General features: G+C 47.7%; 24 protein-coding genes and 1 pseudogene. 11 read left to right on the top strand and 14 right to left on the bottom strand.

Annotation, left to right across the window (positions count from 1 at the left end):
* Nucleotides 1-8 precede the first annotated feature (8 nt).
* The 3 genes from sdhD to ABJO30_06255 form a co-directional block, all read right to left on the bottom strand.
* Nucleotides 9-377, bottom strand: coding sequence for a succinate dehydrogenase, hydrophobic membrane anchor protein (sdhD, locus tag ABJO30_06245; GenBank protein MEP3232410.1), 369 nt, complete (start codon nucleotides 375-377; stop codon nucleotides 9-11).
* Between the two features lie 9 nt (nucleotides 378-386).
* Complete coding sequence (gene sdhC, locus ABJO30_06250; GenBank protein MEP3232411.1) at nucleotides 387-785, bottom strand: succinate dehydrogenase, cytochrome b556 subunit; 399 nt, start codon at nucleotides 783-785, stop codon at nucleotides 387-389.
* Between the two features lie 294 nt (nucleotides 786-1,079).
* Entirely contained in the window at nucleotides 1,080-1,283 is a 204-nt protein-coding gene (locus ABJO30_06255) for a DUF1737 domain-containing protein (GenBank protein ID MEP3232412.1), read from the bottom strand.
* A 326-nt stretch (nucleotides 1,284-1,609) separates the two neighbouring features.
* Here ABJO30_06255 and ABJO30_06260 point away from each other — a divergent pair, with 326 nt between their 5' ends.
* On the top strand, nucleotides 1,610-2,134 hold the full coding sequence (locus tag ABJO30_06260) for a hypothetical protein (GenBank protein ID MEP3232413.1): 525 nt from the start codon (nucleotides 1,610-1,612) through the stop codon (nucleotides 2,132-2,134).
* A gap of 2 nt (nucleotides 2,135-2,136) precedes the next feature.
* Here the strand turns inward: ABJO30_06260 and ABJO30_06265 are convergent.
* A pseudogene (locus ABJO30_06265) lies at nucleotides 2,137-2,271 on the bottom strand (DUF1737 domain-containing protein).
* A gap of 93 nt (nucleotides 2,272-2,364) precedes the next feature.
* Between ABJO30_06265 and ABJO30_06270 the strand changes: the two are divergent.
* The 8 genes from ABJO30_06270 to queF all read left to right on the top strand — a co-directional run bounded on the left by ABJO30_06270 (nucleotide 2,365) and on the right by queF (nucleotide 10,945).
* Nucleotides 2,365-3,219, top strand: coding sequence for a hypothetical protein (locus tag ABJO30_06270; GenBank protein MEP3232414.1), 855 nt, complete (start codon nucleotides 2,365-2,367; stop codon nucleotides 3,217-3,219).
* Between the two features lie 105 nt (nucleotides 3,220-3,324).
* The gene (gene pdxY / locus ABJO30_06275; protein ID MEP3232415.1) at nucleotides 3,325-4,227 is read left to right on the top strand and encodes a pyridoxal kinase; all 903 of its coding nucleotides are present in this window, start codon (nucleotides 3,325-3,327) and stop codon (nucleotides 4,225-4,227) included.
* 118 nt (nucleotides 4,228-4,345) lie between these two features.
* Nucleotides 4,346-5,008: a carbonic anhydrase gene (locus ABJO30_06280; protein ID MEP3232416.1), complete on the top strand. Its 663-nt coding sequence runs from the start codon at nucleotides 4,346-4,348 to the stop codon at nucleotides 5,006-5,008.
* 48 nt (nucleotides 5,009-5,056) lie between these two features.
* Entirely contained in the window at nucleotides 5,057-5,488 is a 432-nt protein-coding gene (locus tag ABJO30_06285; GenBank protein MEP3232417.1) for a hypothetical protein, read from the top strand.
* Between the two features lie 105 nt (nucleotides 5,489-5,593).
* Complete coding sequence (locus ABJO30_06290) at nucleotides 5,594-6,904, top strand: transcription antitermination factor NusB (GenBank protein ID MEP3232418.1); 1,311 nt, start codon at nucleotides 5,594-5,596, stop codon at nucleotides 6,902-6,904.
* A 119-nt stretch (nucleotides 6,905-7,023) separates the two neighbouring features.
* On the top strand, nucleotides 7,024-8,739 hold the full coding sequence (locus ABJO30_06295) for a heparinase II/III family protein (GenBank protein ID MEP3232419.1): 1,716 nt from the start codon (nucleotides 7,024-7,026) through the stop codon (nucleotides 8,737-8,739).
* 93 nt (nucleotides 8,740-8,832) lie between these two features.
* Nucleotides 8,833-10,446, top strand: coding sequence for a bifunctional phosphoribosylaminoimidazolecarboxamide formyltransferase/IMP cyclohydrolase (gene purH / locus ABJO30_06300; protein ID MEP3232420.1), 1,614 nt, complete (start codon nucleotides 8,833-8,835; stop codon nucleotides 10,444-10,446).
* 34 nt (nucleotides 10,447-10,480) lie between these two features.
* Nucleotides 10,481-10,945, top strand: a complete 465-nt coding sequence (gene queF / locus ABJO30_06305) for a preQ(1) synthase (protein MEP3232421.1) — start codon at nucleotides 10,481-10,483, stop codon at nucleotides 10,943-10,945.
* Between the two features lie 10 nt (nucleotides 10,946-10,955).
* Here the strand turns inward: queF and ABJO30_06310 are convergent, their stop codons facing one another.
* Nucleotides 10,956-12,149 carry an MFS transporter gene (locus tag ABJO30_06310; protein MEP3232422.1) on the bottom strand — a complete coding sequence of 398 codons (1,194 nt, stop codon included), beginning with the start codon at nucleotides 12,147-12,149 and terminating at the stop codon, nucleotides 10,956-10,958.
* A 167-nt stretch (nucleotides 12,150-12,316) separates the two neighbouring features.
* Between ABJO30_06310 and ubiG the strand changes: the two genes are divergently transcribed.
* Nucleotides 12,317-13,060: a bifunctional 2-polyprenyl-6-hydroxyphenol methylase/3-demethylubiquinol 3-O-methyltransferase UbiG gene (gene ubiG / locus ABJO30_06315; GenBank protein MEP3232423.1), complete on the top strand. Its 744-nt coding sequence runs from the start codon at nucleotides 12,317-12,319 to the stop codon at nucleotides 13,058-13,060.
* Nucleotides 13,061-13,082: 22 nt separating this feature from the next.
* Here ubiG and ABJO30_06320 read toward each other — a convergent pair whose 3' ends face one another.
* The 4 genes from ABJO30_06320 to ABJO30_06335 are packed head-to-tail and all read right to left on the bottom strand — an operon-like array spanning nucleotide 13,083 to nucleotide 15,557.
* On the bottom strand, nucleotides 13,083-13,628 hold the full coding sequence (locus ABJO30_06320) for a DUF1178 family protein (protein MEP3232424.1): 546 nt from the start codon (nucleotides 13,626-13,628) through the stop codon (nucleotides 13,083-13,085).
* A gap of 5 nt (nucleotides 13,629-13,633) precedes the next feature.
* Nucleotides 13,634-14,476 carry a carbon-nitrogen hydrolase family protein gene (locus tag ABJO30_06325; GenBank protein ID MEP3232425.1) on the bottom strand — a complete coding sequence of 281 codons (843 nt, stop codon included), beginning with the start codon at nucleotides 14,474-14,476 and terminating at the stop codon, nucleotides 13,634-13,636.
* 5 nt (nucleotides 14,477-14,481) lie between these two features.
* A complete protein-coding gene (grxC, locus tag ABJO30_06330; protein ID MEP3232426.1) occupies nucleotides 14,482-14,739 on the bottom strand; it encodes a glutaredoxin 3 in 258 nt (85 codons plus the stop codon).
* A 41-nt stretch (nucleotides 14,740-14,780) separates the two neighbouring features.
* On the bottom strand, nucleotides 14,781-15,557 hold the full coding sequence (locus ABJO30_06335; GenBank protein MEP3232427.1) for a ComF family protein: 777 nt from the start codon (nucleotides 15,555-15,557) through the stop codon (nucleotides 14,781-14,783).
* A 130-nt stretch (nucleotides 15,558-15,687) separates the two neighbouring features.
* Here ABJO30_06335 and ABJO30_06340 point away from each other — a divergent pair, with 130 nt between their 5' ends.
* Nucleotides 15,688-16,557: a methyltransferase domain-containing protein gene (locus tag ABJO30_06340; GenBank protein ID MEP3232428.1), complete on the top strand. Its 870-nt coding sequence runs from the start codon at nucleotides 15,688-15,690 to the stop codon at nucleotides 16,555-16,557.
* Between the two features lie 75 nt (nucleotides 16,558-16,632).
* Here the strand turns inward: ABJO30_06340 and ABJO30_06345 are convergent, their stop codons facing one another.
* The 5 genes from ABJO30_06345 to argJ all read right to left on the bottom strand — a co-directional run bounded on the left by ABJO30_06345 (nucleotide 16,633) and on the right by argJ (nucleotide 19,617).
* On the bottom strand, nucleotides 16,633-16,803 hold the full coding sequence (locus tag ABJO30_06345; GenBank protein ID MEP3232429.1) for a Flp family type IVb pilin: 171 nt from the start codon (nucleotides 16,801-16,803) through the stop codon (nucleotides 16,633-16,635).
* Nucleotides 16,804-16,828: 25 nt separating this feature from the next.
* Nucleotides 16,829-17,110 (bottom strand): hypothetical protein, encoded by a 282-nt coding sequence (locus ABJO30_06350; protein MEP3232430.1) that lies wholly within the window; start codon nucleotides 17,108-17,110, stop codon nucleotides 16,829-16,831.
* A gap of 99 nt (nucleotides 17,111-17,209) precedes the next feature.
* On the bottom strand, nucleotides 17,210-17,611 hold the full coding sequence (gene mutT / locus ABJO30_06355) for an 8-oxo-dGTP diphosphatase MutT (GenBank protein ID MEP3232431.1): 402 nt from the start codon (nucleotides 17,609-17,611) through the stop codon (nucleotides 17,210-17,212).
* A 10-nt stretch (nucleotides 17,612-17,621) separates the two neighbouring features.
* Entirely contained in the window at nucleotides 17,622-18,404 is a 783-nt protein-coding gene (locus tag ABJO30_06360) for a GNAT family N-acetyltransferase (GenBank protein ID MEP3232432.1), read from the bottom strand.
* Entirely contained in the window at nucleotides 18,385-19,617 is a 1,233-nt protein-coding gene (argJ, locus tag ABJO30_06365) for a bifunctional glutamate N-acetyltransferase/amino-acid acetyltransferase ArgJ (protein ID MEP3232433.1), read from the bottom strand. Before argJ ends, ABJO30_06360 begins: the two co-directional genes overlap by 20 nt.
* Nucleotides 19,618-19,646: the final 29 nt, after the last annotated feature.

Below are 19,646 nucleotides of genomic sequence, written 5' to 3' on the forward strand. Positions count from 1 at the left end.
ACTAGGTACTAAAGCGCAAGCTTTAGAATGGAAAAGACGCTAATGCCGCCAACAACAATCGCGAAGAATGTGTTGCCCATAAGCGCTAAAATTTTGGTGGTCTCGTTGGTGATATAATCTTCAATAATCACCTGCATGCCCAAACGCATGTGAAACACGCCGCTTAGGATGAAGAGGAGGAAAAAGACAGCAACAAGAGGAGAAGACAAAGTCGCCACGACTTTTTCATATGATGCACCGCTGAGGCACACCAACAAGATGACGAACACAACAGACAGGAGAAGTGTTGAAACCGCCGATACACGTTGTTTCCAAAAATGATCTGTACCGTCTTTTGCAGACCCGAGACCACGAACTTTATTAAGTGATGTTTTCATGACCTGCTCCTATCTCACCGAATAACCAATGATCCAAACAAGGATCGTCAAAGCAACCGAGCCAACGGCCATGGCATAAGCCATCTTGGTTGCAAAATGCTTATCAAAGCCATGGCCCAAATCCCACATAAAGTGACGAATGCCGCCAAGTGCGTGATGGATCAAAGCCCATGTGTAACCAAACAAGATCAAACGCCCGATTACCGAACCGAAAAAGTCGTTCACAAAGGCGAAATAAGCTTCACTCGTTGCAGCAGCAGCGAGCCACCACACCAATAACAAGGTGCCAAAATACAGCGCCGCACCTGTGATGCGGTGTAAAATCGACATAACCATCGTTGGAATTGGTTTGTAAATTTGAAGGTGAGGTGAGAGCGGCCTTTTTGCTGCAGCATCTGCGCTTTTCATGTTCTCGTCATCCATTCCTAGTGTCGCGATGGCGCAACCCTATTTATTCATCAACAGTTTGTCATGCCCTCCTTTATTCCTATGCAGCAGGAACAATCCTGCAAGTAGGAACGCCTTGCTGAACCATCATCAACAAAGCAGACATTCAAACCCTTTTCGTAAAAACCCAGGCGCCGAAACCGAATAGGTGTTCTTTACCCTTTTAATGTGGTTGCCCGCAAAGGTCAAAGCACGACGGGATAAAAGTGTTTTTTCGTGAACGAAAATTCACCATAATGCGATCATTTGGATCTTCTATTGCTCGCCAAGCTTCATATCGGGGTGGTACTCTGTTCCTCGAACATGCTTATAAACCGCCTGCGCACAAAGCACCGTGCCGTCAGGTTTCACTGACGTGGTGGGCGATCCATGCAAATCCCAGCCTTTGTTCAAGGCGACCGTCACCTTATGACAAAAGGCTGCGTCATCAGAACCTGTGAGAAGGCGATAGAGTTTCATCGTTGATAATCCTTTTATATTTTTTAATTTATTCCACAAATACTTTCATTGAAAGCGATCAATAAAAATAAAAGCATTTAAATAATGGAACAAAAACATTTTTTATTAGCAGGAATACCAGTATTTAAAAAATGCTGGCTTTGGATTTTAATTATTTCCATTTTCAACTTGCTCATAATCATTCCGACCCTGTTAGATTTGCCAAAAACACGCAGCCTAGGACCAGTGCCAACCCTTATACATTTCAGCTGGATCCTTTTAGCCTACAAAGCTCATTGCATCATTTTAGATATCAAGAAAACACCAAAGGAATTTTATTTTGAAGCGTGGGGATTTTTTTCCGACTAATCCTTTTGGTATATATATGTTTTGCACCGCCAACCATCTTTGCTCATATACTATTTGGAGGATACTTTTCGCGCATTTCTCTACTAATTACTCTGTTTATTTCGGGTATTGGCCTGCTTATTTTCTCAAGGCTGGCCACCTATCTCCCAGCCTATATTGCAGGGATCTATCCTAGCATTAATTCTGCATTTCAGCGCGGAAAAGACAATTGGAAAAATATCTTTGGCTCTCTCTTGTTATTAAATATAATTATTTTTGTTACCACTCAAATTTATTCAAAAGGAATACTGGGTTTGGCAAAACAATTTATGACCGCTCATCCAGAAATTGTCGCTACTAAAGGGAATGATGCCGCACTTTTGCCGATTGCAGGATTCTCGCTAATCCTCACTATCCCAGTGTTTTTAATTTTGGGATACAGCGTGGCTTGCGGAGCCGTTATATTATCCCACGCTTATTTACGTGACCCATCGGTCAGGTTGGATTATAACGCCGATGCATGAGCACAAAGCACTGTACCGTCAGGCTTCACTGACGTCGTGGGCGACCCATGCAAATCCCAACCCTTGTTCAAGGCAGCAGTCACTTTGTGACAGAAAGCGGCGCCATCAGAGCCTGTAAGAAGACGGCAGAGTTTCATCGCCGATATTTCCCTTACATTTTCCAAATTTACTATTGATTATTTTATTTACTGTAATTTCATAACAATTTTACATACAATGGATGGATTATTATGAACTTTAGCAGAAATATTTTCGTAGAAGCTTTGTGCTTATTTGAAAAAATCCCTGTGCCGCTTTTTGTAAGCTTTGCAGTCATAGCTATCATTCAATTTACGGCGCGGCTAGGCACAGTTGAGGTAATTTTATCTGGAATTGTTGGCTTGGTAACAAGCTGTTATCTCGGATATCAAGTCCTCGCGACACTTTTAATACCAGACCGCGATCGCAGTTTTGACCTAAAAAACACTGCAGGGTTTGGATTTAGTCTTTTGATCTTATTTTTTGCATCATTTGCTCTATTATTCATCGTCGCCCTTGTCATCATTTTTCCACTAGTCGCTGTCGGCACAGCGACCGCTAAGGCCGCGTTAATTGCAACAGGCATCATCTTTGTCACGGCGCTTGGACTGACTCCTTTTTTGATTACCTATTTACCCGCCTCTGTCGTTGGTTATGGCCAAGGCATTATGCCAGCAATAGCCCGTGGATTTCGTCAATTAGGGTACATTCTTTCAAGATCATTTGTCGCAGTCATTGCGGGTTTTCTGCTGATCGTTTTGGTCACTTTATTGTTCTACCCCTTTGCACCACGAAATTTGGCCACGTCCATAGCACTCGGCAAGCCAGCTGATTTGTCGATCTGGCTTATAACCTTTACCTTTACCATGTCATTTATTGGATCTTATATCGGCTTAGTTAGTTATGTGATTACCGCGAGAGCCTTTCTTCTTGATGATCAAACATCTGAGTATATTGAAGAGCCCGTTTCTCAGCAGCGCACGTCACCTTCAAGATCAACAAGGCCAATGCAATCAGCGCCACAGTTAAATCGTCGCCGTAGTGGTCCCGCCTTTGGTCGCCGTTAGGGTTGCGAAGAGGGTGACGAGAACACTCTATTTTTGAATACCAACTTAGATGGTACTGATTGAGAATTTAGATGGTTTTGTCCGTTTTGCTTGCTATAAACTGACATGCAAAAAACTCTCTCTACTCTCGTCATAACAAGCCAAGTTGTCCGTGGTCGCATTGGAGCACGGGCATCAGTCTTTGCGCTGGAGCGGCTTGGGCATCCCGCTTGGTTCTTACCCACCATCACCCTGCCTTGGCATCCAGGTCATGGCAAAGGGCAGCGCATTGTTGCGCCCAGCGACGAGTTTGCAGCCATCATCGAAGATTTGATTGGAAACGATCAACTAGGCAATCTTGGCGGCATCATTACAGGCTATCTGGGCAACAGCGAACAAGCTGGCCCAATCGCCAAACTTATCAAAGCGGCAAAAAGCCATAATCCCAATCTGCTTTATTGCTGTGATCCTGTGATCGGTGATGAAGGCGGGCTTTATGTGCCTGAAGAAACAGCTGCGGCCATTCGCGATCAACTGCTCCCGCTTGCCGATCTCATCACGCCAAACCGTTTCGAGTTTGATTGGCTGACGGCAAAAACCCACGCCATCAATGAAGACATTGTGGAGACGGCCAAAACGCTTTCGCACCGCTATGTCGCCGTTACTTCTGCTTTCGCAATGATGAAACAATCACAAGGCACCCTGCTTTATGATAGCGGAGCAAATGACGCCCTGCTTGCCGAACATCGTTCTTTCGAAAACGCGCCCAATGGACCGGGGGATTTATTTGCAGGTCTTTTGATGGCACGCTTACTAAGCGGACAAACCCCGCAAAAAGCCTTGCAAACAGCAACCGCTGGGGTTTTTGATGTGTTAGCGCAAACGGTAAAACGCGGGGCCGATGAATTGGTGCTGGTTGAAGAACAATCCCGCATCGACCACCCCATGGCGATGGTCAACATGCGCCGCGTCGGCGGCCCCGTCGTTCGCCGCAAAGGCACAGTGGCAAAACCCACCTCGCTGACATAATTGAACTCAATCATCGCCAAAAACAAATAGGCAAAACCATCTAGCACCGCACAAGGATTGCCACCATCGGCTTGATCTGAAATAAGACGCCGAGATTAACTCATGACGAGGACCTCCCATGCTCGACAAAAAACAATCCTTTCCAAATGACCTGCTTTCTGGATACAAAGAATTCAAAGAAGACCATTTACCAGAAGCCCGCGCGCGCTACGAAATTCTGGCAGAGCTTGGCCAAAAGCCAAAGACCATGATCGTTTCTTGCTGCGACAGTCGTGCAGCACCTGAGACAATTTTCAATTCTGCACCAGGTGAATTGTTTGTCGTTCGTAATGTAGCAAACCTAGTGCCGCCCTATGAAGCTGACGATGGCTTTCATGGCACATCAGCAGCGCTGGAATTTGCCGTGCAAGCGCTCAAGGTTGAGAATATTGTTATCATGGGTCACGGGCGCTGCGGTGGCGTGCAAGCGTTTCTTCTTCAAGATGAAGGTGTGGTCGAAACAAAACCTCTTTCACCCGGTGATTTCATTGGCAAGTGGATTACATTGCTTGAGCCTGCCAAAGATAAAATGATCTGCGAAGATGGCGCTGATTTTGCTTCCCGCAAGCGCGCCATGGAAGAAGCTGGCATTCGCAATTCTATTGACAACCTTATGACTTTCCCCTGTGTTAAAACACAAGTGGAGCGTGGGAAAATCACGTTGCATGGTGCTTGGTTCGATATTTCCACTGGTGAACTCTACACGATGGACCATGAAACAGGCGAATTTTCAACGGCCTAGGGACAACCTTTAGATCGGGCCCTAGTATCAAAGATACGGGAGAAAGACATGAAAATCTTATCACTATCGGTCGCGCTATTGATGGCGGCAATGCCAACATTTGCAACGGCGCAAACAACGATTGAAAAAGATGAAAGTCTAACCGCATGGTACGCCGCCCTTCAAAAGGCCGATGTGCCCGCGATGGAAGGCTTGATGGCGCCAGAAGATTTCTCACCGTTCAACTATGAAATCACCGATCTTGGTGTTGAACAAAACCGCAAAGAATTCATCGAATCCATGGCCGAGTGGGCGGGCGCGATTAACGGCGGCTCGATCGACTATAAAATCACCGAAGAGGGTGAAGGTTTTTTCAAAGCGCTGGTTTGTTATCGTTTTGTTGGCAGCGAATTGCTTGCCGAAGAGAATGTTGGCGTATATGACACAAAAATCACCTCCATTGCACAAGTTGCCAAAGGTGATAGTTGCGCTGATTTCTAGACACGCTGGACCTTTATCCTGACCCAACAAAACAAAAATGCTGACAACGGCAAAAACGATAAAAACCCCCGCCATAAACAAGGCGGTAAGGGTGGTAAAAACACTGTGGGCTTAGCGGCCAGAAAACGCAGCCTGCATTTGCTCACCAAAGTGATTGATGAAGGTGAGCCGCTCGAATATTTGCTGGATCGCAAAGTGCTCGATGAGCTGCCCCCTAACGACCGCAGCCTCGCACGTGCCATCACGTCCACAACCTTAAGACGGCGCTTTCAAATTGAGAAAATCCTCAGCGGCTATATGCAAAAGCCGCTCGGAAGACGCGGTGGCCCTGCCATGCATTTGTTGCGGCTTGGTGTTGCTCAAATCTTGTTTTTGGATGTTGCAGATCATGCTGCCGTCAGCACCACAATGGAGATTGCAAAAAGCGACCACAAGGCAAAGCATTTTTCAAAACTCATCAATGGCGTTTTGCGCACCATTGGCCGCGAGAAAGAAGAAATTCTCGCAAGCCTTGACCCCATCGACATCTTGCCGCAGTGGCTTTGCAAAACTTGGATTAAAGCCTATGGCAAGAAGACAGTTCTCGATATGGCGTCAGCTCTTTGCCATGAACCCTATCTTGATATTGCAACCAAATCAGATGCACCAAAATGGGCTGAAACGCTTGAAGGTGTCGCCCTGCCAACAGGCTCAGTACGCCTAAAATCACGTGGCGCTGTTCCTAACTTGTCAGGCTTTGAAGAGGGTGAATGGTGGGTTCAAGATACGGCCGCAAGCCTCGCGCCATCTTTGTTGGGTGATGTAAACGGTAAAACAGTCGCAGACCTTTGTGCCGCTCCTGGTGGCAAAACCGCTTATCTAGCAAGCAAAGGCGCACTTGTTACAGCCGTTGACAGCTCAGCACCGCGCCTTGAAAAACTAAACGAAAACCTAGAACGCCTCAATTTAAATGCTGACTGTGTGACCAGTGACGTTATGGCATGGAAGCCAGAGCAGCTTTTTGATGCAATTTTATTGGACGCCCCCTGTTCTGCCACAGGCATTGTTCGCAAACACCCCGACATTCTGTCGCTCAAAGCCGAACAACAAATCCCGCAAATGGCGACACTTCAGCGCAAAATATTGAAGGCATCCGTTGCCTTCTTAAAACCTGGCGGCACTTTGGTATTTTGCACATGCTCGCTGCAGCCAGAAGAAGGCGAAGCGATACTTGAGTATATCGAGGCGGAAAATTTACCACTGAAACTTGATCCAATCAGATCTGATGAAGTGGGCGGCGTTTCACAATTACTCCAAGAAAACGGCACCATACGCACCCTGCCTCATTATCTTGAACACGCCGACCCCGTGCTATCTGGCATAGACGGATTTTTCATGGCGCGTTTTCAACATGTAAATAACAAGAACAACAGTTAATCCTGCCACAAAGTTCACAACCTATTGCACACAAAGGTAAGATTTACTTATGGTGGCGATCCAGCCTTTATTAGGCGATGCGTAATCGACTTAAAAACCAATCAAGCAAAGGGCCTTCATTGCCAACCGCAACCACTTTTTCTGATCGGTTGAAACTGATGCAACTCAACATAGAGCATCAGGCCATCGGCTTGTATAAACTCGCGACCTATAACCCGCTGGGAAGATTGCGTCTTATGGGGTCGGCTGACAATGAGCTTTTTATCGCCCCGCAAGATATTTCAACCACTGATCCTACCCGCGCTTCAGATTTATATCAGGGCTATTATTCACTGTGTGGATACACAGTAAACTGCGGTGGGCAATCGCCTTTTGAAATACAAGGTCAGCCGAAAAAGTGGGAAGAGGCCTTGCACGAATTTAGCTGGCTCAAGCACTTACGAGCCGCAGAAACATCTGTCTCGCGCATACAAGCCCGCACATTGGTCGAAGACTGGATAAGAGTTTACGGATCATTGCACAGCATGACGGCCAGCCCCCGCATCATGTCAAAACGGGTCATTGCATGGCTCAGCCATTCGCCTTTACTCCTTCAAGATTGCGACCATGAATTTTATCAACGGTTCATGCGTAGCCTTACAAAGCAAGTGCGTCTTCTTCGTTCCACCCATAATAAAACCCCTGCTGGCATGTCACGTATGTATACAGGCATTGCTCTTGCCTATGCGTCGGTCTGCATGGGAAAAGATGAAAAAACCATCCATTCAGGGCTCAAACGACTTGATCATGAATTAACCAGCCAAATTTTGCCAGACGGCGGTCATATTGGACGCAACCCGTCCAATTTGATTGTCATCATGTCCATGCTTATGCCCCTTCGCCAAGCCATCATATCGCGCGACATTGTGCCAAGCGATGTCATGATTGCTGCCATTGATCGCATTATGCCGATGTTACGGTTTTTTCGTTTGGGCGATGGAACATTTGCGAAATTTAATGGCATGGGTCACACACCCATCGACCTTGTCAGCACCATGCTTGCCTTTGATGATGCAAAGGGTACGCCGGTACTCAATGCCAAACATTCAGGCTATCAACGGCTAGAAGCAAACCGCACAATTGTGGTGATGGATACAGGCGAACTGCCGCCACAAAATGTTAGTGGTGAGATGCATGCTGGGTGCCTGTCTTTCGAACTTAGCGATGGAGCTGACCGGATGATTGTCAATTGCGGCTCAGCAGCCAACGTCAATATTCAAAACAATCAATCCCTTGCTGAGATCGCACGATCAACTGCCGCACACTCGACCCTTTCAATCAACGAGGCATCATCAAGTCGCTTTTTACCAGAGCAAAAATACAACCACCTTTCAGGTGTGCCCATTCTCTCTGGCCCCAAAAAAGTCAAATGTGATCGCAAACTCCATCAAGACTATACAATGATCACCGCCAAACATGACGGCTATGTCTCTCATTTCAACGTGTGCCACCACCGCGAAATTCAGCTTGATACAACTGGCACAGTGCTGACCGGCCGCGACAAAATGTTGCATGGAAATGGCACTTCGATTTCGCCGGACAGCAAACATTCATTCCAATTGAGGTTTCATCTTGATTCCAATGTTGCAGCACACGCTGGTTCCGACAACACAATCGACCTCAAATTACCATCCGGCCAACGCTGGCTATTCACATGTGAAAACCACCCTGTTGAATTAACAGACACCATCAATATTTCAGATATTTACGGCACCAAGCCCGCCTTCCAAATTCTAATGCAAGGCTCACTTGCCAAAACATCTATTTTAAATTGGACCTTCCAACGTCTTTCTTGATGAGAAGAAAAGTGGTATCCGCTCTCCAAACCTAAAAAACCTCTCGCCTGTTAGTGGCTGAGAACTAAAATCCAAAAAGAGGACCTCCCACCCATGGCTGTATCTGCCATCACTTTTGATATTCCAAACATCGTACCTGCAAAACGCGCCTTGCTTTCTGTTTCAGACAAAACTGGCATTGTAGATTTCGCCAAAGCGCTTGTTGATGCAGGCATTGACCTCATTTCAACAGGCGGCACGCGCAAAGTAATCGAAGAGGCAGGTCTTCCCGTCTCCGATGTTTCCGACATTACGGGCTTTCCAGAAATTATGGATGGTCGAGTCAAAACGCTGCATCCATCAGTACATGGCGCGCTGCTTGGTGTTCGCGACCACGCTGACCACGCCAAGGCAATGGAAACGCACGGCATTGTTGGCATCGATCTTGTGGTGGTGAACCTTTACCCGTTTGAGGAAACTGTTGCTAAAGGTGCTGATTATTCATCCGCCATTGAAAACATCGATATTGGCGGTCCGGCCATGGTGCGCGCTTCTGCTAAGAACCATGCCTATGTGAGCATCATCACCGACCCTTCAGATTATGACGCCGTGCTTGCAAATATTGCGGACCAAGGTGGCACAACATACGAGCAGCGCCAGAAATTGGCTGCCAAGGCCTTCGCGATGACCGCAAGCTATGACGCAAGCGTGTCTAACTGGTTTGCTGATGAGCTAACAATCGACATGCCAACAAAACGCGCCATCGGCGGTACGCTCGATGCCGTGATGCGTTACGGTGAAAACCCGCACCAACAAGCAGGTTTTTACAAAACAGGCGAGCACCGTTTTGGCGTGGCAACAGCCACACAGCACCAAGGCAAGGCGCTATCATTCAACAACATCAATGATACGAACGCAGCCTTTGAACTGGTCGCAGAATTTGATCCTGAGCAGTCAGCAGCCATCGCGATCATCAAACACGCAAATCCGTGCGGTGTGGCAGAAGGCGCAACACTGATTGATGCTTACAAACTTGCCCTTCGCTGTGATCCCGTTTCAGCCTTTGGCGGCATCGTTGCCATGAACCAAACGCTTGATGCACAATCTGCAGAAGAGATCGTGAAAGTCTTCACCGAGGTGATTATCGCCCCTGATGCAACGGATGAAGCAAAAGCAATTGTTGCTGCGAAAAAGAACTTGCGCCTCCTCACCACTGGCGGACTACCAGATCGCCGTGCCAAAGCGTTGGATGTTCGCACTGTTGCAGGCGGATTGCTGGTACAAGACAAAGACAACGGCGTCATCGACGACATTGACCTTAAAGTCGTGACCAAGCGCCAACCAACCGAGCAAGAAATGCAAGATTTGCGTTTTGCTTTTAAAATCGCAAAACACGTGAAATCAAACGCGATTGTTTACGTAAAAGACGGTGCAACTGTCGGCGTGGGTGCAGGACAAATGAGCCGTGTAGATTCGTCCCGTATTGCTGCCCGCAAGGCACAAGACGCGGCAGAAGCAGCGGGCTTATCTGAAAACCTTGCCATTGGCTCTGTTGTTGCGTCAGACGCTTTCTTCCCATTCGCGGATGGCCTACTGTCTGCCGCAGAAGCAGGTGCGACCGCCATTATTCAACCTGGTGGTTCCATGCGTGATGATGAAGTAATTGCCGCAGCTGATGAAGCAGGTCTTGCCATGGTATTCACCGGCATGCGTCACTTCAGGCACTAAGCTTTTATAGGTTAGCGAGAGTTTTATGAGCGACATCAAAAAGACAGACACATCAAACCTAACCATGCTGGGCGGTCAAACCGTCCAGCCACAAAGCCCAGATGAGGCCGTGTTGGAACGCGTGCCGAATAATAATGCGGGCACGGATTATGTGGTTCGCTTTGTGCAACCTGAGTTTACATCGTTGTGCCCGATGACAGGACAACCTGATTTCGCGCATTTGGTGCTTGATTATATTCCAGGCGAGTATTTGGTCGAATCTAAATCGCTCAAACTCTTCCTCACCTCATTCCGCAATCATGGTTCCTTCCATGAAGATTGCACCTTGTCAGTGGCCCAGCGCATTGTTGATACCATCAACCCTACATGGCTGCGCATTGGTGGCTATTGGTTCCCGCGCGGCGGCATGCCAATTGACGTTTTCTGGCAAACGGGCGAAGCACCAAAAGGCGTTTGGATACCGGATCAAGCAGTACCCGGTTATCGCGGTCGCGGTTAAGCTCTCACAATCATTCAGCTCGCTTGTCTTGTTTTTTAACAAGCGGCCACATGGCCCAAAGCCCAAACAATGGGCCGGGTACAAGCAGCAAGAACACATATTGAATGCCCATTGGCTCAATCATGTGGTTGATCAACTGAACGCTGACAATTGAAATCATATACCCAATGGCGTTGGCAACAGCGAGCGCACAGCCGACCAATTCTGGCGGCGCGAATTGTGCATTTAAAGTCGAATATTGCGGACTATCGCCTGAAATCAAAATACTCCAAACGATCAAAAATGGCAGGAATATTTCTTGAGGTGCGAGGAACATCAATGGAGAAATCAAACATCCAATGAGCGACCCAAAGAGTTGAAACGTTGCGACCCGCGCACTGCCAAACCGACGCACCAATACCCCGCCTATAACACAGCCAACAGCACCGACCCCTATCAGGATAAAGGTCCAAAGCGAGATACTTATGGTGAGCTCTGGTCTGGTCGCCACGTAGCCAACCAGCAGAACGGGAAAGAACGCCCAAGCCGCAAAAATTTCCCACATATGGCCGAAGTAACCGAAGCTAGAACTGCGAAACTTCGCTGAGGAAAATACTTTCCCCACCGCGCTAAAATCGAACTTTGAACCTTGCTTCAAATACGGACCATCGGGCACAAAAGCTGCCATCAACACGCCACCGAAAGCCGCAAGTATCGCAACGCTGATAATAACCGTCTGCCAGTCCCATGATTGCCCCATTGCCCTCACAAGATGCGGAGAAGCCGTGCCAAGTACCAGCGCGCCAATCATAAATCCAAGCGCAAGACCCAAATCTTGCTTAAACCAGCCAGAGGCGATTTTCATGCCGACGGGATAAATGCCCGCCAGAAGAAATCCGACCAGAAAACGATTAGCCAAAAACAGCGAAAGACTTTCATCTATCAACACCGTTGATGCCGAAACCAACGCCCCACCCAAACAACAAATGAGATAAATTGCGCGCGGTGAATAACGATCCGCCAAGGTCAAAACCGCAAAGCTCAATGTGCCTGCGATAAATCCTATTTGCACCGCCATCGTAATATGGCCAAGCGCTTCAGGAGCAAGGCCCCAGTCTTGTTCAAGGTCCGGCAAAATTGCATTGCCAGAAAACCATAACGACGTGCTCGCAAATTGCGAGACCACAATGATAAACAGCAAAAAATTCAATCTCGGTGTCGCCACAGCATTCTCCCAAGTTCGGAGCATGGCCCTAATAGAAAATTGTTACAATCACTGAAACTATAAGGAGCAATATTCGACTGTATTTAAGACAGAGCTATCCGAAAAACCTTGAAGTTCAACCAGATTGATGCACATAAACATGCAAGAACAACCAATGGATAGATGGCATGAGTGAGCAAGCGACCACTATTGATGATGCAGAAGTCGCCCGATTTTCTGCAATAGCGGCTGAATGGTGGAGCCCAACGGGCAAATTCCGCCCCTTGCATAAATTTAATCCGGTTCGCCTTTCCTATATCAAAGAGCGGGTCTGCCAACATTTCGAAATTGATGCGTCCAAACCAAAACCGTTCGAAGGTTTACGGATTTTGGATATTGGCTGTGGTGGCGGCTTGTTATGTGAACCAATGGCTCGTCTTGGCGCTGAGATTGTTGGTGCGGATGCTTCTGAGGTTAATATCGAAGTCGCAAAAATTCACGCAGAGCAAACAGGTGTTACAGTTGATTACCGCGCCACCACATCGGAAGACTTGGCGGCAGCGGGCGAGCAATTCGACATCATCTTAAACATGGAAGTGGTGGAACATGTCGCAGACGTGGACCTTTTCATGGCAAGTTGCTGCGAGATGGTAAAACCTGGCGGGCTGATGTTTATGGCCACCATCAACCGAACGGCAAAAGCGCGGATGCTTGCGATCTTCATGGCAGAAAAAGTGCTGCGCTGGTTGCCTGTTGGTACCCACGAATTTGAAAAGCTTGTAAAGCCTGAAGAGCTGGAAGAAGCATTCGCCAAAGGCGGCATGTCGCTGCTTGATGAAAGCGGCGTCACCTATAATCCAATCCTTGATCGTTGGTCCAAATCAAAAGACATGGATGTCAATTACATGATGCTGGCAACCAAGCCTGCCTAAGCGCAGAACTTAAATTCAACGTTTAGTTATTGTCTTCTGGCAGGGCGGGCAAAGGCATGAAGTCCACGCCCTCATCAATCAGTTCTTGCGCCTCTTCAAAGGTCGCTTTGCCAAAAATACCGTGAGCATCTTCTTCACCGTAGTGAATTTCGCGTGCTTTTTCGGCGAATTTATCGCCAACGTTGACGGCATTGTCTTCAACCCAAGTGCGTAGCTCACGCATTTTATCAATCACCGCTCGCATGGTGTCATCACCATGAACCAGAGGTTCTGGAATAGTCGCGGGAATGATATCAGCTTCAGTCACATTGGACGCAGGTGATGGAACGGGAACGGGTGCCGAAGCAGCAGCCTCGCCATCTGTATCTCCTGCTTCAGCGTCAACGGCTTCACCTTGCATTTTAGTGCCGGTAACCGAAGGCGCCATCAAAGTCTTCTCAACCTCATCAGTGCCACAGTAAGGACAGGTCACAAGGCCCATTTCCTTCTGCCTATCAAACGCAGCGGAACTGCCAAACCAACCATCAAAAAGATGGTCTTCACTGCATTTAAGGGCGTATTTAATCACTGAGGTTACTTTTCTGAACTGTAAGAGACCGACGACGTATCAAATTCTCGCCCATGGGTCAAAACCGGAATGCGTTTACGTGCTTTCACAACATCTTGCAAATCAATTTTCGCGATAATAAACCCCGGCTCATCATTCTCGCTATCAGCCAGAACAGTCCCCCAAGGGTCAACGATAATGCTGTGCCCGAAAGTTTTGCGACCATCTTCATGGGTGCCGCCTTGGGCCGCCGAGATCATGAAGCTCGCATTTTCAATCGCCCGCGAGCGCATGAGAACATGCCAATGGGCTTGTCCTGTCTGCCGTGTGAAACAAGCAGGCGCCGTCAGTATATCCGCACCCGCCAAAGCTTGGCGACGGAACACTTCTGGAAAACGAACATCATAACAAATCGCAACACCGATTTTTGCGTCGGGTGTTTTCACGACAGGCGAGCTTACACCAGGTTCATAGGTGTTCGATTCCCGCCAACGCTCACCATTGTCCAAATCCACATCAAACATATGGATTTTATCATAGGTCGTGACCAACCCACCATCAGGCCCAAAGACAAACGCCCGATTGGCAACCTTGCCATCAGCACGAAGAATCGCAAGAGAGCCAATGTGAAGTGTTATGCCAAGCTCTTCAGCCAAAGCACCAAACGCCTTCACACCTTCATCTTGCGGTTCCTCAACGATTTTTTCCATCAAAGGCGCGCGACCGGTTTCAACCAGATGGGTCATTTCCGGTGTTTGGATATAAGTCGCGCCATCCGCTGCAGCTGCCCGTATCAATTCAGACGCCGTTTCAATGTTCTCACCCACAGATCGGGTTGAACGCAGTTGGATACAAGCAGCTTTAAACATCGCCGTTAGGCAGACAAAAGCGGGTCAAGTTTGCCAGCGTCTTCCAAAGCATAAAGCTCATCACAACCACCCACATGGGTTTTGCCGATGAAGATTTGTGGGAAAGTTGATCCACCATTCGATTTTTTGATCATTTCACTGCGCAGCGCTTGGTTCATTGTCGCGTCATGCTCTTTAAAACTTGCGCCTTTGTGCTTCAAAAGCTTTTTTGCAGCCGTACAGTAAGGGCAGAATTTCCGAGTGTAGATAATAACGTTTTGCATTGGATTTCCTTTCCCAGCAATGGGGTAATTCATTCAGCTGCTTATATGAGATTTTTATCTGCATCTACAACCTTCGCAAAGGCAAGAACGTCCACATGGGCCGCCTGTTCACGAAGAAGTGCTCTAACACAGGCAGAAACCGTCGCGCCAGTGGTCACAACATCATCAATCAACACCACCCGTTTGCCGTGCACATTAATCGTTTGTTCTGCTGGCACCTTAAAAGCACCTTCGACATTTCTATGTCGTTCATTGCGTTGAAGGCTTGTTTGCTGCCTTGTTTCTCTGATCCGCTCAATCGCTTGTAAAGCGCAAGGCACGCCAGAGAGATTACTAATTTCACGACTTAAAAGAGCTGCTTGATTAAACCGACGACTAATAAACCGGCTGCGATGCAGAGGAACGGGAATTAAAACATCAGCCTCTTCCAATAAAGCCGAACCCGCGCGCGCCATGAAGCCTGCCAAGGGCTTTGCCAAGTCGAGGCGGTCATGAAACTTCATAGACAGCGTCAGTTTTTGCGCTGTTCCATCATAGCGGCTGGCAACCCGCATCTTTCGGTAAAGCGGCGGGTCCGCGATTGCCTCAGCGCTTGTTATTGCTTCGCCCAAATCAAACGCAAGAGGGCTGCCCGTACGCTGGCAAACTGGACCATCAATAAGCGGCAATTCAGCCCAACATGACGAACAAAGACCGCCCTGATTTGCGACCATGTCATCGCAAGAAAGACAACGCGGTGGTAAGACGAGATGAAACATCGCTTTCGCCATGTTTTTTGTATGCGCTGATAGGCTATGAAAATCGAAAATCTGGCTCATCTAAGCTCAAGACCTATGTTTTGCTTGTATCTCACTCCGTCTTTCTTTATTTCAGCATCAAAACCGCGCTACGTCCAATTAAGATATCTTGACCGCCCGCAATCATTGCCTGCCATAAAAGGTACAACCATTGGCAACACAGCAAAAACCACCAGTAATCGTCGACAAAACCGCTCTGCGCCGCAACCGAGAGCGTGCACACCTGATTGCGAAATCTGACGCCGACTTTCTTGTGCGTTATGCAGCAGATGATCTCGCACTCAGACTATCGACGATTACCAAACCTTTGAAAAAGATCGCTGATCTTAATAATGCTGGTTCGGCAATTTTCGATGCCCTTCAAAAAACAGGGCCAGACACCGAAGTCATTCAAACAAAGTCATCGGCATTTGCGACATCAAATTCTATCGTTTGCGAAGATGATATTGTACCTTTTGCCAATGCATCCTTTGATCTCATTGTCTCAGCACTCAATCTTCAATTTGTAGATGACCTACCTGGTACGCTCATTCAAATCAGACGGACCTTGCGCCCTGATGGGTTGTTCCTTGGCATGGTAATGGGTGGTTCGACCCTGCACGAACTACGACAATCTTTTCTCGTCGCTGAAGCAGAATTGACCGGTAGTGCAAATGCTCGGGTTCTTCCGTTTATTGATGTGAAAGACGCAGGCCACCTTCTCCAACGCGCAGGCTTTGCCCTCCCTGTCACCGACACTGAGCATTTAACCGTGCGCTATGACCATCCGATGGATTTAATGCGTGATCTAAGAGCGATGGGGGCGACGAATTGTATTCATAGTCGACCAAAAACCTTCATGCGACGCGATGTTTTTGACCGTGCCGTTGAACACTACGTGGAAAATTATTCAGACACAGATGGCCGGATAAGAGCCACCTTTGAAATTATATCAATGTCTGGATGGGCACCACATGAGAGCCAGCAGAAACCTTTAAAACCAGGGTCCGCAAAAATTAGTCTTAAAGATGTACTTGGGTAATATTACGAACTGCAAAGGCAACAGCTCGTATCGAAATTTCTAATTGATGCAATAATTTAATCTAATTTGTTTCGTCTAAAATGAATTAGCTATTGAGGTGTAAATGCTTTCAACCTGCTCACCAGTCGAGCCAACAGAAGCGACGATCACCAAAGCAACTAAACTTGCAATAAGGGCATACTCTATTGCCGTGGCTCCACGGCGATCTAAAAAAAATTTCTCAAAAAATCTAATCGTTATACTCAAAACAAATTCCTAACTAATATGAAGGCTATTCCAGCCCCTTCGGAAGCTTGTAGACACGGTAAGTCTTTGTATCACCGTCAATTTGAACGTCTGTGGTCAATTCACCTTGCTTCTTAGATGTCGATGCAGTTGTCACGTAGTCGATTTCGACAGGCTTAAAGCCTTCACGCCAAGCAATAATCTGAGGTTTGAATTGATCGCCCAAAACAGCGACACCCGACACAACCATGATAGCCATTGCGCTAAGGAACAGCGCGTACTCAATGCTAGCACCGCCACGAACGGAACTTTCAAACTTCTTCCACATAACCCTACCTCGATTTAACTAAGAGTTTAAGCATTTTGCCTTTTTTCGCTTAACAATTAGTTCACATGAGGAGATAAACTTATGCACAACGATTAAAAATCAAAGCAGAAGATCAATCAGTGGTGGAATTAGAGGTTCGTCAGCTGGTGGCATGTCAAAACTTCGTAGCTGATTGGCACGGACCCACTTAATTTCTTGGCCTTCTTTACCCCGTGGCTGCCCCCAAAACCGCCTACAAATATAAAGCGGCATCAGGAGGTGGAAATCCTCATAACCGTGGCTTGCAAAGGATAGTGGTGCCAAACAATCGACTTTGGTTTCAATGTCGAGCTCTTCTTTTAATTCACGCACAAGCGCTTCTTCAGGTCGCTCGCCAACCTCAAGCTTTCCACCTGGAAACTCCCAAAGACCCGCCATCGCTTTGCCTTCAGGACGTTTGGCAATCAGTACACGATTGTCCACATCAACAAGCGCGCAGGCCACAACAAGAGTGAGTTTCATTGAAAATCCATTATTGATCGAGTGAAGCATAAATATAGCGGTAAAAGTCCTGAAATCCGAGGCTTTTATAAAGGGAAATAGCCGCTGCATTATTAACTTCAACCGCAAGCCAACACCAATCGAGTGACTGTGATGCAGGATCATTAAACAAAGCATGCATGGCAGAACGAGCAAAACCCTGACGTCGGCATGCCTCATCCGTCACCACATTTTGGATGGTCATAACACCTACATGGATAACCCCCATTGCCGTTGCAACAGGCTTGCCGTCTTTCAGCACCACAACATAGCGGGTTTCGTCCAAAATACCGTCCAGCATCGCCGCCAGCAGCGCGCGCTGCCCTTGAAAGCGCGGTGTACAGTTGATGAAGGTATCAATCCATACATCCGTGTAACTTGATGATATTTCGATATTCACATCAAAACGGTCGACATCGACAGCCAGAGGCAAATCCCGCTTCAAGGTTAAAGTTGGATTTTGAAACGCATAACCACGCTTTTGAAGGGAACTAACCACATGTAACGGCGCCAGTGGGCTAAGGCGAACCCGAGGCGGCAAACCAACACGTCGGTATGTCGCCTCCATCCAATCAAGGCGACCTTCAACATTTTTATCGTCAGATGGGTCAAGAAAAAACAAGGAGTTAGCACGACCTGAAACACCTTCGGCCATGCCAAGCAACCAACGTCCTGAAAGGCAGAGTTTCAAAGCAGGCCACGCAGAGGCGACCATGGATTCAGCATGAAGAATGTCTGACGTCGTGACTTTAGGATCAGCTCCGGTAGTCGCCATTGATCGCCACATATTGTTTGGTTAGATCGCACGTCCACATGGTGGCTTTGCCGTTGCCAACACCCAAATCCACAACGAGCTGAATGTCGTCATTTTTCATAATGGCAGAAGCTGCCTCTTCGCTGTAGTCAGGATCACGTTCACCATTGACCGCCACGCGAACATCGCCAAACCAGATGGCGAGCCGATCTCGGTCGGCTTCTTCACCCGCCTTACCAACAGCCATGACAACGCGCCCCCAATTGGCGTCTTCGCCCGCAATTGCGGTTTTGACTAGAGGTGAGTTGGCAATTGCTTTTGCAACATTTTTTGCAGCGCGCGCCGATTTTGCGCCAAGCACATTGATCTCGACAAACTTGCTTGCCCCTTCACCATCACGAACGATTTGGTGAGAAAGGTCCAGCGCGACCGTGTCAATCGCCTTTGCAAGCAGTCGCAACCTCTTGTCTTTGTTGTCACTGATTGGGTCTATTGACGCTTTACCCGTTGCAAACAAAAGCACAGTGTCACTGGTGGATGTATCACTATCCACAGTGACCGAGTTAAAGGAATTGTCGGCTGATTTTGCCAAAAGCTTTTGAAGAAGTTCGCTGGAGATTGGCGCGTCTGTCACAATGAAGGAAAGCATCGTCGCCATATCTGGCGCAATCATGCCTGAACCTTTTGCAATCCCGTTGACCGTGATGGTCTCACCATCAATATCAACACTTGCGGTTGAAACCTTTGGAAAGGTATCAGTCGTCATAATGGCTTTTGCAGCCTCAAGCCATGATTTCTCATCCAAATCACGATGAAGGTCACCCAAAACGCCATCAAAAGCAGACGCATCAAGCGGCTCGCCAATCACACCGGTTGATGCCAAATAAACCTGATTAACCGGGCATTCGACTTGCTCAGATACAAGCTCAGCCGATAGCCGAACTGCTTCCCAGCCCTTTACACCCGTAAAAGCGTTTGCATTGCCAGCATTGATGAGCACGGCACGCGCTGTGCCTGCTTGCAAGATTTGCTTACACCAATCAACAGGAGCTGAAGCACATTTTGATGTCGTGAACACACCAGCAACTGCAGCGCCTTCATCAAAATGCATAAGCAAAACGTCTTTGCGTCCCGCATACTTAATGCCGGCTTCCGCCACAGACAATCCAACACCCTTGAGTGCAGGCAATTCAACAAAACTGGAAGGGGCAAGCGGTGAAACGTTGTCCATCAAACTACCTTTAACCGACTGGATAAAACCAG

The organism is Hyphomicrobiales bacterium (assembly GCA_039973685.1).
Taxonomy (GTDB): domain Bacteria; phylum Pseudomonadota; class Alphaproteobacteria; order Rhizobiales; family JACESI01; genus JACESI01.

Excerpts from the sequence above, each read along its gene's own strand:
- sdhD (MEP3232410.1), bottom strand. The coding sequence starts at position 377 with ATGAAAACATCACTTAATAAAGTTCGTGGTCTCGGGTCTGCAAAAGAC.
- sdhC (MEP3232411.1), bottom strand. The coding sequence starts at position 785 with ATGAAAAGCGCAGATGCTGCAGCAAAAAGGCCGCTCTCACCTCACCTT.
- ABJO30_06255 (MEP3232412.1), bottom strand. The coding sequence starts at position 1,283 with ATGAAACTCTATCGCCTTCTCACAGGTTCTGATGACGCAGCCTTTTGT.
- ABJO30_06270 (MEP3232414.1), top strand. The coding sequence starts at position 2,365 with ATGAACTTTAGCAGAAATATTTTCGTAGAAGCTTTGTGCTTATTTGAA.
- pdxY (MEP3232415.1), top strand. The coding sequence starts at position 3,325 with ATGCAAAAAACTCTCTCTACTCTCGTCATAACAAGCCAAGTTGTCCGT.
- ABJO30_06280 (MEP3232416.1), top strand. The coding sequence starts at position 4,346 with ATGCTCGACAAAAAACAATCCTTTCCAAATGACCTGCTTTCTGGATAC.
- ABJO30_06285 (MEP3232417.1), top strand. The coding sequence starts at position 5,057 with ATGAAAATCTTATCACTATCGGTCGCGCTATTGATGGCGGCAATGCCA.
- purH (MEP3232420.1), top strand. The coding sequence starts at position 8,833 with ATGGCTGTATCTGCCATCACTTTTGATATTCCAAACATCGTACCTGCA.
- ubiG (MEP3232423.1), top strand. The coding sequence starts at position 12,317 with ATGAGTGAGCAAGCGACCACTATTGATGATGCAGAAGTCGCCCGATTT.
- ABJO30_06325 (MEP3232425.1), bottom strand. The coding sequence starts at position 14,476 with ATGTTTAAAGCTGCTTGTATCCAACTGCGTTCAACCCGATCTGTGGGT.
- grxC (MEP3232426.1), bottom strand. The coding sequence starts at position 14,739 with ATGCAAAACGTTATTATCTACACTCGGAAATTCTGCCCTTACTGTACG.
- ABJO30_06335 (MEP3232427.1), bottom strand. The coding sequence starts at position 15,557 with ATGAGCCAGATTTTCGATTTTCATAGCCTATCAGCGCATACAAAAAAC.
- ABJO30_06350 (MEP3232430.1), bottom strand. The coding sequence starts at position 17,110 with ATGTGGAAGAAGTTTGAAAGTTCCGTTCGTGGCGGTGCTAGCATTGAG.
- mutT (MEP3232431.1), bottom strand. The coding sequence starts at position 17,611 with ATGAAACTCACTCTTGTTGTGGCCTGCGCGCTTGTTGATGTGGACAAT.
- ABJO30_06360 (MEP3232432.1), bottom strand. The coding sequence starts at position 18,404 with ATGGCGACTACCGGAGCTGATCCTAAAGTCACGACGTCAGACATTCTT.